General features: G+C 71.6%; 12 protein-coding genes. 3 read left to right on the top strand and 9 right to left on the bottom strand.

Features of this window, described 5'->3' with window-relative positions; genetic code table 11:
* Nucleotides 1-105: 105 nt before the first annotated feature.
* The 8 genes from IE247_RS17325 to IE247_RS17360 all read right to left on the bottom strand — a co-directional run bounded on the left by IE247_RS17325 (nt 106) and on the right by IE247_RS17360 (nt 7,909).
* Nucleotides 106-1,533, bottom strand: coding sequence for a GntP family permease (locus IE247_RS17325; RefSeq protein WP_190124045.1), 1,428 nt, complete (start codon nt 1,531-1,533; stop codon nt 106-108).
* Nucleotides 1,534-1,671: 138 nt separating this feature from the next.
* Nucleotides 1,672-2,829 (bottom strand): glycerate kinase, encoded by a 1,158-nt coding sequence (locus IE247_RS17330; protein WP_229869176.1) that lies wholly within the window; start codon nt 2,827-2,829, stop codon nt 1,672-1,674.
* A gap of 133 nt (nt 2,830-2,962) precedes the next feature.
* Complete coding sequence (locus tag IE247_RS17335) at nt 2,963-4,042, bottom strand: CdaR family transcriptional regulator (protein ID WP_190124046.1); 1,080 nt, start codon at nt 4,040-4,042, stop codon at nt 2,963-2,965.
* Between the two features lie 47 nt (nt 4,043-4,089).
* Complete coding sequence (locus IE247_RS17340; protein WP_190124047.1) at nt 4,090-5,001, bottom strand: GlxA family transcriptional regulator; 912 nt, start codon at nt 4,999-5,001, stop codon at nt 4,090-4,092.
* Nucleotides 4,998-5,549 (bottom strand): cysteine hydrolase family protein, encoded by a 552-nt coding sequence (locus IE247_RS17345; protein ID WP_190124048.1) that lies wholly within the window; start codon nt 5,547-5,549, stop codon nt 4,998-5,000. The genes IE247_RS17340 and IE247_RS17345 overlap by 4 nt, the downstream gene beginning before the upstream one ends.
* Before the next feature lie 122 nt (nt 5,550-5,671).
* Nucleotides 5,672-6,004: a winged helix-turn-helix domain-containing protein gene (locus IE247_RS17350; RefSeq protein WP_190124049.1), complete on the bottom strand. Its 333-nt coding sequence runs from the start codon at nt 6,002-6,004 to the stop codon at nt 5,672-5,674.
* Nucleotides 6,001-6,426, bottom strand: coding sequence for a hypothetical protein (locus tag IE247_RS17355; RefSeq protein WP_190124050.1), 426 nt, complete (start codon nt 6,424-6,426; stop codon nt 6,001-6,003). The genes IE247_RS17350 and IE247_RS17355 overlap by 4 nt, the downstream gene beginning before the upstream one ends.
* Nucleotides 6,427-6,541: 115 nt before the next feature.
* Nucleotides 6,542-7,909, bottom strand: a complete 1,368-nt coding sequence (locus tag IE247_RS17360) for an aspartate aminotransferase family protein (RefSeq protein ID WP_190124051.1) — start codon at nt 7,907-7,909, stop codon at nt 6,542-6,544.
* Between the two features lie 230 nt (nt 7,910-8,139).
* On the opposite strand from IE247_RS17360, the gene IE247_RS17365 reads away from it, so the two are divergent.
* Nucleotides 8,140-8,919 (top strand): SDR family oxidoreductase, encoded by a 780-nt coding sequence (locus tag IE247_RS17365; protein ID WP_190124052.1) that lies wholly within the window; start codon nt 8,140-8,142, stop codon nt 8,917-8,919.
* Nucleotides 8,920-9,022: 103 nt separating this feature from the next.
* On the opposite strand, the gene IE247_RS17370 is transcribed toward IE247_RS17365, so the two are convergent.
* Entirely contained in the window at nt 9,023-9,838 is an 816-nt protein-coding gene (locus tag IE247_RS17370; RefSeq protein ID WP_229869177.1) for a phytanoyl-CoA dioxygenase family protein, read from the bottom strand.
* 350 nt (nt 9,839-10,188) lie between these two features.
* On the opposite strand from IE247_RS17370, the gene IE247_RS17375 reads away from it, so the two are divergent.
* Nucleotides 10,189-11,883 (top strand): alkaline phosphatase family protein, encoded by a 1,695-nt coding sequence (locus tag IE247_RS17375; RefSeq protein WP_190124053.1) that lies wholly within the window; start codon nt 10,189-10,191, stop codon nt 11,881-11,883.
* Nucleotides 11,884-12,075: 192 nt separating this feature from the next.
* Nucleotides 12,076-12,567 (top strand): peptidylprolyl isomerase, encoded by a 492-nt coding sequence (locus IE247_RS17380; protein ID WP_190124054.1) that lies wholly within the window; start codon nt 12,076-12,078, stop codon nt 12,565-12,567.
* Nucleotides 12,568-12,714 lie beyond the last annotated feature (147 nt).

The raw sequence follows: 12,714 nt of genomic DNA on the forward strand, positions 1-12,714 counted from the left end.
CTTTCCCGACCGTCCCCCCCCCGGCGGGGGGGGCCCCCCCCGGGCCCCCCCAGCCCACCCCGGGGCGGGGGGAAACGATCTCCCCCCCGCCGGGCGATCCGGTGTCTACAGCAGGAACACGCCGAGCACCAGCACCGCGGCAAGGGCGGTGAGCCCCTGTACGAGGGTGGCCGCCGTCTGGGCCCGATAGGCGGTCTGGACGCTCATGCCGGAGAACTGGGAGACGACCCAGAAGTACGAGTCGTTGACATGGCTGACGACCATCGCACCGGCGCCGATCGCCATCACCGCGAGCACCTGCCCGATCGGGATCGAGCCGAGATGGCCGTCGAGTCCGAGGGCGGGCAGCAGCGGCTGCGCCAGTGTGGAGGTGATGATCAGTGAGGCGGTGCTGCTGCCCTGTGCCGTCTTGAGCAGGGCGGCGAGGCCGAAGAGGACCAGCAGCGCGGAGATGCTGCCCAGCGCGGAGCCGTCCCCGACGAGCGAGGAGATGTAGTCGGCGATCGGCGTGGCCTTGATCACCGAGCCGAACGCGCCGCCCGCGCCCGTGATCACCAGGATCGGGGCCGCGTCGACGATCCCCTCGGCGACCCAGGTGGTGAGCGCCTTGGCGTCGCGCTTGGGGGGCAGCAGCGCGAGCGCCAGGATCACGCCGATCAGCAGGGCGTTGACCGGGGCCCCGAGGTCCATGAGCAGGCTGCCCAGCGCGCCGTCGACCAGGGTGGAGTCGCCGGAGGGGAAGGCCGCGACGGAGCCGACGGCCATGAGCACGATGGGCAGGACGATGGGCGTCAGGGCGCGGCTCAGGCTGGGCAGGCGCTCGAACTGCTCCTTGTACTCCTCGAACGTCTGGTGGGCGTCGGGAAGCTTGCTCTCCAGATGGCCGGTGCGGCGCAGGGCCCAGACGAGACCGGCGAGCGCGGCGACGAGGGAGATGGGGATGGAGAAGAGGATGACCCAGATGAGGCCGTCGGATCCGATGCCCACGTTCCCGGCCGCGGCGATCGGGCCGGGCGTCGGCGGGACGAAGGTGTGCGAGGCGTACAGACCGGTGGCCAGCGCCGTCCCGAGCACGACCGGGTTCTTGCCGGTCTTCCGCGCGATGGAGCGCTGGAGCGGGGAGAGCACCACATAGCCGGAGTCGCAGAAGACGGGGATGGAGACGACCCAGCCGATCAGCGACATGGCTATGGCGGGATGCCGCTTGCCCACGACCTTCAGCACGGCCTCGGCGAGCGTCACGGCGGCCCCGGTGCGCTCCAGCACCTTGCCGATGATCGTGCCGAACAGGATCACCAGGCCGATGCTGGCGAGGATGGAGCCGAAGCCCTCGGCGATGGTGGTGCCGAGCTTGTCGACGAAGGGCTTCTCGGAGCCGGTCGCGGCGCCGATGCCCATCGCGACGAGGCCGAATCCGTAGGTGGCGAGGACGATGGCCAGAAAGGGATGCATTCTGAATCGGCCGCACAGAAGGATGATCAAGCCGATACTCGCCGCCAACGCGGCGAGCAGAGCGGGTCCGGCGCTGCTCATGGGACTCCTTGCTGGGAGAACAGGGATACGAGGGAGCCGGTCCTGGGGCGGACAGGGACTCGCGCGGGGACGTGAAGGGGATGTGCCGGGGCGTGGGGGGTGCGGGGGGGGTGCGGGGGGTGCGGGGGGTGTGAAGGGTCAGGCCAGGCGCAGCCGTACGGCCTGCTCGGCCGCGGCGGCGAGGAGGGAGGCCGCCGATTCGGTCATGTCGGGGAGGGTGCGGGGGCCGTCGGCGATGCTGAGGGCGGCGGTGAGGCCGATGTCGTGCAGCTCGCCGATCGGGTGGACGATCTCCCCGGCGAGTGCCACGGCCGGGACGCCGCGCTCCTTGGCGAGCCGGGCGACCTGGGAGACAACCTTGCCCGCCGCGCTCTGCCGGTCGAGCCTGCCCTCGCCGGTGATCACCAGGTCGGCGCCGTCCAGCGCGGCCGGGAGGCCGACGGTCTCGGCGACCAGCTCGCACCCCCGGACCGGTTCGGCTCCCAGGATCGCGACCATGCCGCCGCAGGTGCCGCCCGCGGCTCCGGCCCCCGGCAGATCGTGGACGCGTACGCCGAAGTCTCGGGCGAGCACATCGCCGAACCGGTGCAGGGCCTGGTCGAGCCGTACGACCTCGTCGGGGGTGGCGCCCTTCTGCGGGCCAAAAACCGCCGCCGCGCCCTCCGGCCCGACCAGCGGGTTGGTGACATCGCAGGCGATCTTGAAACGGGTCTCGCCGACCGCCTCGGCCACTCCGCTCATGTCGATCCGTTCGAGATTGGCGAGATGCACTCCGCCAGGGGGCAGTTCGGTCCCGTCGGCGGCCTCGAACCGTACGCCGAGCGCGCGCAGCAGACCGCTGCCGCCGTCGGTGCTGGCGCTGCCGCCGATGCAGACGAGCACGTCGCGCGCGCCGCGCCGGAGGGCGTCGGCGATCAGCTCCCCCGTACCGGTGGTGTCGGCGCGCAGCGCGTCGGTGCCGCCTGCCAGCAGCGGCAGGCCCGAGGCGGAGGCGAGTTCGATCACGGCGGAGCGGCCGTCGGAGGAGAGCAGATAGCGGGCGCGGACCGGCCATCGCAGGGGGCCGGCGACGGTCATCCCGATCTCTTCGCCGCCGGTCGCGCCGAGAATGCAGTCGAGGGTGCCCTCGCCGCCGTCGGCCATCGGAACGCGGACGACATCGGCGTCGGGCAGGGCGCGGCGTACGCCTTCCTCGATCGCCGCGCAGACGGCGGTGGCGGGAAGACTGCCCTTGAAGGAATCGGGAGCGATGACGACACGCACGGAACCAGGCCCTTCGAGATTGAGTCGGCGCATCTCAGAGGGGTGATGAGCCGTGTCGGCACTCTAGGTACTGGGCCGTGTCGTCTGCATTGGCCCGGATGACGAACTTATCGGGGTGTCGCCCCCCGGCTTTGTGCACGGTGCACAAAGCGGGGACGGTACGGGGTCAGTCGGGTTCGCAGAGATGGAGCGCGACCTGGAGGACCACCGCGTCCTGGAAGGCCCGCGGGTCGCGCGAGGTGAGGTCCTGGACCCTGCCCAGCCGGTAGGTGAGGGTGTTGCGGTGGACGTTGAGCGCCCGGGCCGCGTCGGTGATGCCGCGGTCGTGGTCGAAGTAGACCCGGAGGGTGTTCCGCAGCTCCGGGGAGAGGGGGCCGAGGATCCGTTCGGCCGTCGCGGTCCTGGTCTCCGGTTCGATCCTGGCGAGGAGTACGGGGAGTTCGAGGTCGGAGAGATGGACCTCGCCCCGGAGTCTTCGGCGCAGTGCGAAGCGGGCCTGCGCGGCGCGCTCCAGCAGGGCGGTGAAGTCGCCGGCGCGTCCGGCGTCGAGGTATCCGACGTCCCGGCGTGCGCAGCAGAGGGTCGAGAGCCGGTAGCGCAGCGAGACGGCGGCGGATCCGCCGGCCAGGGCCCACACCGCGCCCTCGGTGTCCTCGGCGGCCAGCACGGCGCCCTCGTCCGCCTCCAGCAGGCGGTACAGATCGTGCGGGTCCCGCTCCGGGTCCGGGCCGGTGCCGGCGGGGCGGTCGTGCAGGACGAAGAGCGCGTACGGGGGCTCGACGCGGCAGCCCGCGAGCTGCTGGCGCTGTCGCCAGCTCTCCCAGGTCAGCCGTCCGGCGATGAGGTCCTGGACGATCTGCTGACGGACCCGGTGCCGCCAGCCGGCCTCGCCGAGGAAGGCCTGTTGCAGGGCCATCAGCTCGGCCATGCGCGAGATGGCCCGGGCGATCTCGCCGACCTCCCGGGGCTCGCCGCTGACGCCGACCACGCCCACGACCTCGTCGCCCAGCCGCAGCGGGAGGTTGACCCCCGCCCGGGTGCCGTTCAGGGCCCGGGCCTCCTCTCCGGTGACGGAGAAGGGCATGCCGGTGTCCAGCACACGCAGCGCGCCCTCGTGGAGGCTGCCCACCCGGCTGCGATCGCTGCTGGCGGTGATAACCCCGTGTTCGTCCATGATGTTCACGTTCACGCCGAGGCGCGCGACGATGTCATCGACAATGGCCTGAGCGGCTGCGCCGGCAATCATCGGGCAAAGATACCCGTGCTGTCGGGATCCGCCGGGAAAGGGCGCGGTCAGGAGGTGCGGGCGCGGAGGCGGCGGAGCATCCGGGCGTCGTCGAAGCCGACTTCGCGGGCGGCGCTCTCCCTGGTCGCGCCGTGGCTGATCAGATGCTCGGCGCGCTCCAGGCGCAGCGCCTGCTGATAGCGGAGCGGGGTGAGGCCGCCCGTGGCGCGGCCGAACAGCCTGGTCAGGGTGCGCTCGCTGACACCGGCGGACGCGGCCAGGACACCGAGCGGCAGCGGCTCGGTGAAGCGCGCGTCGATGAGGCTCTGGACGCGGTGGACGGTGTCGTCGAGGTGTGAGCGGTGCCGGAGCATGGCTCCGGCCTGTGGCTCATGGCCGTTGCGGCGGATGTAGACGACCATGTTCCGGGCGACCTGGGCGGCGAGCGCGGGGCCGTGCCGTACGGAGAGCAGATGCAGCGCCAGGTCGATGCCGCTGGCGATGCCCGCCGAGGTCACCACCCGGTCGTCGGTGGTGAACAGCACGTCCCGTACGACCGTCGCCCGGGGGAACCGGGCCGCCAGCTCGTCCTGGAGGTCGTGGTGGGTGGTGCACCGGCGGCCGTCCAGCAGCCCCGCCAGGCCCAGCGCGGCCGCGCCCGCGCAGACGCTGGCGACGGTGCCGCCGCCGGTGTGGTGTGCGCGCAGCCGCTCCAGCGGCTCGGGGCCCGGCTCGGGGCCGGCGCGCAGGGTGGGCGCGCGCCAGCCCGGCACCATGATCAGATCGCTCGGGTCCAGCTCCGGCCAGTGGCGGCTCGCGACCAGGGGCAGTCCCTGGGCGCTCGTCACCAGCTCCTGTTCGGCGATGTGGTCGAGGGTGTAGGGCAGGCCGAGATCGGCGGCCGTGGTGAAGACCTGGGCGGGTCCGGCCAGGTCGAGCAGATGGACCCCGGGGAGGAGGAGGAAGACGATACGGCTCACGCCCGGGAGGCTCCCAGCTCGGCCTCCAGCTCCGCCACCGTGACGATCCTGGCGAACCGGTCGCGGAGGACCGCCTCGGTGCGCTCGATGATCGCTTCGGCGCTCAGCCCGCCGATGGCCTCGGTGGTGGTGGCGTCGGTGACGAAGTCGACGCGGTATCCGAGGTCGGCGCCGATCCGGGCGGTGGTCTCCACGCACTGTTCGGTGCGGAGGCCGCAGAGGCGCAGACGGGTCACGCCCGCCCCGGTCAGCAGCTGTTGCAGCCGGGTGGTGGTGAAGGCGTTGTGGGAGGTCTTGTACAGGACCGGCTCGCCGGGCAGCGGTGTCTCCACTTCCTCCAGGAGCCTCACATGGCCCTCGGCCGGGTCGAACACGCCACCGGCGCCGGCTTCGGAGTGGAGCACCCAGATCACGGTCTCGCCGTGGGCGCGGGCCAGGCGAACCAGCCGGTTCACCGGCTCCGCGATCTTCGGGTCGGCGACGTTCTCCCACTCCGGGCGGGCGCGGAAGGACTCCTGGACATCGATGACGATCAGTGCGTTTCCCATGGGTCCAGTCTGGTGGGCGCGGCCGCCGGGGCGGAGGCCCGATCCGGGCTCGTGGCGGACCGATCCGGTCAGCCGGCAGGCTCTCGGTCGAGCAGCCGGTCGGCTCTCGGTCGAGCGGGCGGTCAGCCGGGGCCGAGGGCGATGGCCCGGAGGGCGGTGAGATGCCGGGCGTAGGCCGCGCGGCCGTCCTCGGTGAGGGAGAGCCAGGTCCGGGCCCGGCGGCCGACGCGGCCCTTGTCCACGGCGACCAGGCCGCCGTCCTCCAGGGCCGCGATCTGCTTGGACAGGGCCGAGTCGGTGACCTCCACGAGATCCCGGACGAAGCCGAACTCGGCCTTGTCGACCGGTGCGAGCGCCGCCGCCACCGACAGTCTGACCGGCGCGTTGAGGAGCGGTTCCAGAGCGTGGCGCGGATGGCTGCCCGAAGATTCCCCGGCCGGCGGGCGAAGGGTCACGCCGCGGCCGCCCTCCGCCGCCCGCCCCAGGCGGCGGTGGCGGGCGGCAGGGCGCACCACACGGCGGCGACGGCGGCGAAGCCGACGCTGCCCTCGTAGGCGGAGGTCCCGAGCGCGATCGCGAGGGCGAAGGCGGCGGCCCAGCCGCCGATCACCGAGCCGTGCCGGGCCCCGAAGCCCCGGAGCACCGCCCGCTGGCGGGCGGCGTAGACGCTCAGCCCGGCCATGAGGAGGAGATTGAGCACCGCGAAGACCAGCGCGGCGAGCAGCCCCTTCCAGAGCAGGGCCATGGGGACGAGGACCAGCTGTCCGGCGGCGAACACCATGAGGTAGCGGGTGTACCAGTCGGCGCGCCTGCGGGTCTCGGCCTCCGTCTCGGCGGCCCGGTCCAACGCCTCGCCGGCGTCGGTGAAGTCGGTCATGTGTCCCCCTTGTACTGTCGCTGGACTTGACGCTCGCACTCCTGCGCGCCACCCGTCCCTTTCCTTTGCCAGATTCGCAAACACTTTCCAACTTGGCAAGTAAAAAGTGCCGCGCTCAGTCCATCGCGGCGAACGCCCCGTCGATCGCCTCACAGGTTTGGGCGAGTTCGTCGCCGGTGACCACGGCCGGGACGAACCAGCAGGCGAGACCGTACGCGTTGCAGTGCACCCCGCGGCGCAGGAGTTCATGGCGGAGGGTGTTGTAGCGCCGCCGGTGGATCCGGAAAGTGTCGCGGTAGCGGTGGACCGGGGCTCCGTCGGGGGTGAACACCGCCTGGAACATCGCGCCGACGCCCTGGACCGCGCAGGGGATCCGGTGGTCGTGCGCCGCGCGCCGGATCGCCTCGGCGATGCGCAGGCCGGCCTCCTCGATCCGCCGGGTGACGGCCGGGTCGGCGAGCGCGGTGAGCGTGATGAGGGCGGAGGTGGCGCAGAGCGGTGAGGCGTTGTAGGTGCCGCCGTGTTTGACCCGGCCGCTCGCCAGGGTCTCCATCACCTCGCGGACCCCGGCGAACGCGGCGATCGGCAGCCCGCCGCCGAGCGCCTTGGAGTAGACGGCGATGTCAGGCCGCACCCCGAAGAGGGACTGCGCGCCGCCGGGCCCGGTGCGGAAGCCGGTGCACACCTCGTCGAAGATCAGCACCGCGCCATGGGCCGTGGCCGCCTCGCGCAGCCGCTCCAGATAGCCGGGGAGCGGCATCACACAGGCGTTGTTGGCCACGATGGGCTCGCAGATCACGGCCGCGAACTCGCCCCGGTGGGCGTCGAGTACCGCGTGGAGCGCCTCGGGGTCGTTCCAGGGGCAGACCACGACGTCGTCCACCACCCCGGCGGGGATGCCGGGCGAGTGGGGCACGGCGCGCGGAGCGCCGTAGGGGCCGGCCTCCGTCTCGTCCGGGCGGTTGGAGACGGCGAGGGTGTCGGACCAGCCGTGATAGTGGCCCTCGAACTTGAGGATCTTCGTACGGCCGGTGTGGCCGCGGGCGGCCCGTACCGCACCCTGGACCGCTTCGGAGCCGGAGTTGGCGAACCGGACCAGCTCGGCGCAGGGCACCATGTCCGTGATCAGCTCGGCGAGTTCGACCTCGGGGACGTTGCAGGTCCCGAACATCGTCCCCCGGGTGAGCACCTCGGTCAGCCCGGCGGTGAGCGAGGGGTGTGCGTGGCCGAGGATCGCACTGCCGTAGGAGATGAGGTAGTCGATGTACTCATTGCCGTCCACATCCCGGATCCGGGCCCCGGATCCGCTGCTCATATAAAGCGGGTACGGATGCGGTCCGGTGGAGGTGAGCCGGGAGGATGAGCTGATTCCGCCCGCGAGGGAGCCTTTGGCGCGCGCGAAGAGTTCACGGCTCGCGGCCGTTCCGCCGAGCGCGGGCGCGGGTCGCTCGATCGAGCCGCCCGAGAAAACCTGAGTATCCATACGCCGCTTCCACCTCAAAGGCCTTGACGGCCGGTCGTGAGTTTTCCCGAATTCCACCCGGCTCTGACCGTATGGATGAAGTCTCATGGCACGAAATGGCACGAACGCACCGTCTCGGCGTACCGCTTGACGTACCTGTTGTACGTCCCGAGACTCATGGGTGCCGCTGGTAATGATCACTCGGGCGGGATCTCTTGGCAATCGCACATCACGATGAAAGGAATTCAGCCATGGCCGGAAACAAGGAGGTTGGCGCGGAGCCCACCAAGGTCGCCCTGGTGACGGGAGCCGGCCGGGGCATCGGCCGGGCCTGTGCCGTCGGGCTCGTCGCCGACGGCTGGACGGTGGTGCTGACCGGCCGCCGTGAAGCACCGCTCAAGGAGACCGCGGAACTCGCGGGACAGGGGCCGGGCTCCGCCATCGCCACCCCGCTGATCTGCGACATCACCGACCCCGATGCGGTGGAGGCGCTCTTCGCCGAGGTGGTCCGCCGGTTCGGACGGCTCGATCTGCTCTTCAACAACGCGGCCGACACCATGCCGTCCACCCCCGTGGAGGAGGTGTCCGCCGCGGACTGGCACAAGGTGATGGACTCCATCGCCACCGGGACCTTCCTCTGCTCCCGGGCCGCGTTCCGGATCATGAAGGCGCAGTCCCCCCGCGGCGGGCGGATCATCAACAACGGCGCTCCCTCCGCCCATGTGCCCCGGCCGGATTCGGTCGCCTTCACCGCGGCGAAGCACGCGGTGGCCGGCCTGACCAGGTCGCTCTCACTGGACGGCCGCCGCCACGACATCTCCGTCGGACAGATCGACGTCGGCAATGTGACCCCCGAGGGGCGGGAGCAGCCGCCCGCCCGGCAGGCGGACGGCTCACTGCGGGTGGAGCCGACCATGGACGTCCGGCACGTGGTCGACATGGTGCTCGCCATGGCCGGCCTTCCCCGGGGAGTGAACGTCCAGTCGGTCACCGTCATGCCGAGCGCCATGCCGCTGGTGGGCCGGGGCTGACGAACCCCGGGCGACCTCGGGCGACTCCGGGCGGCCTCGGGCCGCCGCGAGGACGCCCGCCCGGGCCCGGCGCACCGCGCGTCCGCCACGCGACCGCCGCGCGTCAGAGCGGACGGTGTTCGTACTCGGTGAAGTGGGCGTCGCGGAAGAGTTCGGGCCACTCGCCCCCGCCCAGCCCCCGTTCCCGCCCGGCGGCCAGCAGATGCCGCCAGTAGGGCTTCACCGGGGGCCACTTCCCGCCGGTCTGGCAGTAGGAGCCGTCGATCATGTAGCGGGGTCCGCCGTCCGCGGGCCGCTCCCCCGGTCCGGCCTCGGGGGCGGGCCGGCGCGCGTGGAAGAGCGCGGAGTGCAGCAGCACGGTGGAGCCGGGCGGCAGTTCGTCGACGACCTCCTCGCCCGGTAGCCGGGCGGTGCCCAGATGGGCGAGGTCGGTCTTGCCCGCGACATCGCGGTGGGACCCGGGAAGCACCGCGAGCCCGCCCATGCCGGGGGTCAGTCCGCCGATGTAGTGCAGGGCGTGCACCATCGCCCGTCGGCGGTCCCGCTGCGGGGACTGCTCGTAGTCGTGGTGCCAGCCCTTGCCCGGGGCCCCCGGGGCGCGCCGGTCGCTGTGCAGATGGTGGAAGACGAAGGAGGGGCCGAGCAGCCGGGAGAGCAGCCGCAGCAGCGGCGGGTGCGCCGCGAGCTCGCCGTGGGCGGGCAGCTCGATCTCGACCACGGGCGGCGCTCCGCTCGGATCGGGATTCAGGCAGGCCTCGATGGACCGCCGGCGCAGACCGCTGTCCACCCAGTGATCGACCTCCGGTATGAGCCGGGCGATCAGATCCGGGGGAAGGAATCCGGGAAGGACGAGATATCCCCGTTCCCGGAAACGTTCGCGCACGTCGTTTCCGTGGGTCATGACGGTCTGCTCGCTCATGGAACGAAGTCCTCCTGCGTACCGATGCGCTCATCGGGCGGAATGATGACCGTGCGTGTCCTCGCGCCATTTCCGGTCGCGCTCTCAACGGTGTGCTGTGAACAGAGAAACGGAAGTGACGTCCGGCAGAGAAAAACAGATGTACGCCGACCGAGAGAGAAAGCTATCCGGCCGATCACCTTCCCGCACCCACGGCGATGACATTGGCCAAAGTGACGCTCCATGGCCGAAAGCGGAGAGTCGTACCCTCCGAACCGGCGGCGCCGCCGCGTCAATCGGCGTCCGCACGCGCTCCCCCGTTTCGGCGTCCCCGCCCCCGGAGCGGCGAACACCCCGTACGCTCACCCACCGTGACAACCCAACTGCGTAGAGGTGCCTTCCGGCTCGGCTCCCGAGCGGCTCGGAAGGCGGCGGTCCTGGCGACCGCCCTCCTCCTGGCCGCCGGTGTCGCCGCGGTCGGCCCCGGCGACACCCGGCCACTGGCCCGGAGTTCCGAACCCCGCCCCCAACGCGTGCTGATCCTGGTGGTCGACCAGTTCCGGCCCGAGTACGTCGAGAAGTTCGACATGGCCAACGCGCGTGCGCTGATGCGCGAGGGCACGGACTTCCCCCGCGCCTACCTCGGGCACATGGCCTCCGAGACCGTCGTCAGCCACCAGGTCATCACCTCCGGCCAGTTCCCGCGCGACATGGGCTGGGCGGACGAGGTCTACCGCGACACGGGGAATCTGCTGGGCGAAGGGAAGGACACCCTCCACATCACCAGCGGGCTGGCCCGCACTCAGCTCGACACCCTGATGGACACCACCGGCGCGCCCAAGCTCGGCGACTATCTGCACCGCGCGTTCCCCGGCACCAAAGTGATCACTGTGGGTGCGAAGACGTACGCCACCCATGTCTCCGGCGGCTCCGGCACCGACATCCAGGTCACCTTCTCCGGGCGCGACTTCGCCTGCGGGAAGAGCGGGGCCAGGAGCTGGCGCGGCCCGGCGGGCAAGGCGGTCCCGGCCTATCTCACCGCTCCGGCCTGCGGCCGTTTCCACGTCGACTCCGACCAGGCGCTCGACTACGGGACAAGAACCACCGCCCCCGCGTGGATGTATCCGCTGGACGGAAACCACTACGTCCCCGGTCGTGACCGCGCCCACCTCGGCGGCGACACCTGGGTGGCCGACGCGGGCATGGCGATGATGGAGCGGGAGGACTGGTCGGGAATGCTGCTGACCTTCCCCGGCGTCGACAAGGCCGGCCACATGTGGGGCGGCATCACCGACGACGCCGTGCATCCGCCGGGCTCGGACGCGGAGATGGCCCATCTGCGGTATCTCGCCAAGAACGTCGACAACCAGATCGGCCGGGTGCTGAACCGGCTGCGCGCCCTCGGCCAGGACAAGGAGACGCTCGTCGTCCTGACCACGGACCACGGCGGCATGCCCGCGACCCGGTTCCACGGAGTGGACCGGGCCGGCCGGGGTGACTACAACTGGTTCTACGGGCGGTCCGCACAGGGCGACTACCTCGATGCCGCTCCGGCGCTCACCCCCTTGGTGGACACGGGGAACGTGGCCGGCTCGTACCAGGACAGCGCGGTGCGCACCTGGCTGAAGGACACCTCGCGCCCCGCTCTGCGCCGGGCGGCGACGGCGATGGCGGCGCTCCCGGACGTGATCGCGACGTACACCCTCGACGGCGACCGCTACCGGCTCGCGGGCAGCGCGCCGGAGCGGATGAGCCGGGGCGAGCGGTCCTGGTGGCGGCAGCACGGCCAGGAGCTGGTGAACACCATGGCCGCGCCGTACGGGCCCGATGTGGTCGGCCTCCTCAAGGACGACACCAGTTACGGCGCGGCCGGTGATCACGGGGGCGCGCAGCGCGCCGCCCAGCGCGTACCGCTCGCTTTCTGGACCGCCGACCGGCCCGGGGTCGCCCCCGGCACGGCGCTGCGGGCCGTCGACATCCTCCCCACGGTGCTGGGCGCGCTCGGAATCACTCCCGCGGAGCGGGACGGCCTCGACGGCCGCGCCCATCCGCTCGGCCGGGAGTGACAGGGCGGACAGACAGGACGGACAGACAGGGCGGACAGGACTGACAGAACGGAGCAGGACGGAGCAGGACGGACGGCGGATCGGTCGGAGCGGCTGGTTCCGGCCACCGGTCCCCGGCTCAAACGGGCGGTCTCGGCGGCACGCGGGGGCGCGAAGATCGGACGAGGGACAGGGGCTGTCAGAATGAGTCCCATGACGAACAATGTTTACTTCGACATCAGCATCAACGACGAGCCCGCCGGGCGGATCGTGTTCCGACTCTTCGACGACGTGGTGCCCCAGACCGCCAAGAACTTCCGCGAGCTGGCCACCGGCCAGCACGGCTTCGGCTACGCCGGGTCCGCCTTCCACCGGATCATCCCCGGCTTCATGCTCCAGGGCGGCGACTTCACCCGGGGCGACGGCACCGGCGGCAAGAGCATCTACGGCGAGAAGTTCGCCGATGAGAACTTCCAGCTCAAGCACACCAAGCCGGGCCTGCTGTCGATGGCCAACGCCGGCAAGAACACCAATGGCTCGCAGTTCTTCATCACCACCGTGGTGACCTCGTGGCTCGACGGCAAGCACGTCGTCTTCGGCGAGGTCGTCGAGGGCCTGGAGCTGGTCCAGACGATCGAGGCCGCGGGCTCGCAGAGCGGGAACCCGAAGAAGCGCGTCGTCATCACGGCCTCCGGGACCGTCTGACCCTTCTCAGGGGCCTCCGGGCGCCCGGTTCCCGCCAGGGGACCGAGGCCCCGGAGGCCGCTCCCGGGGGCGGGGCGGCCCTCTCGGACGCCCCGGGGCCGGACAGCGGGCACCATCACTCGGTTGGGTTTCTCCCGGGGCCGCGCC

It is taken from the genome of Streptomyces inusitatus, from assembly GCF_014651115.1.
GTDB classification, from domain to species: Bacteria; Actinomycetota; Actinomycetes; order Streptomycetales; family Streptomycetaceae; genus Streptomyces; species Streptomyces amakusaensis.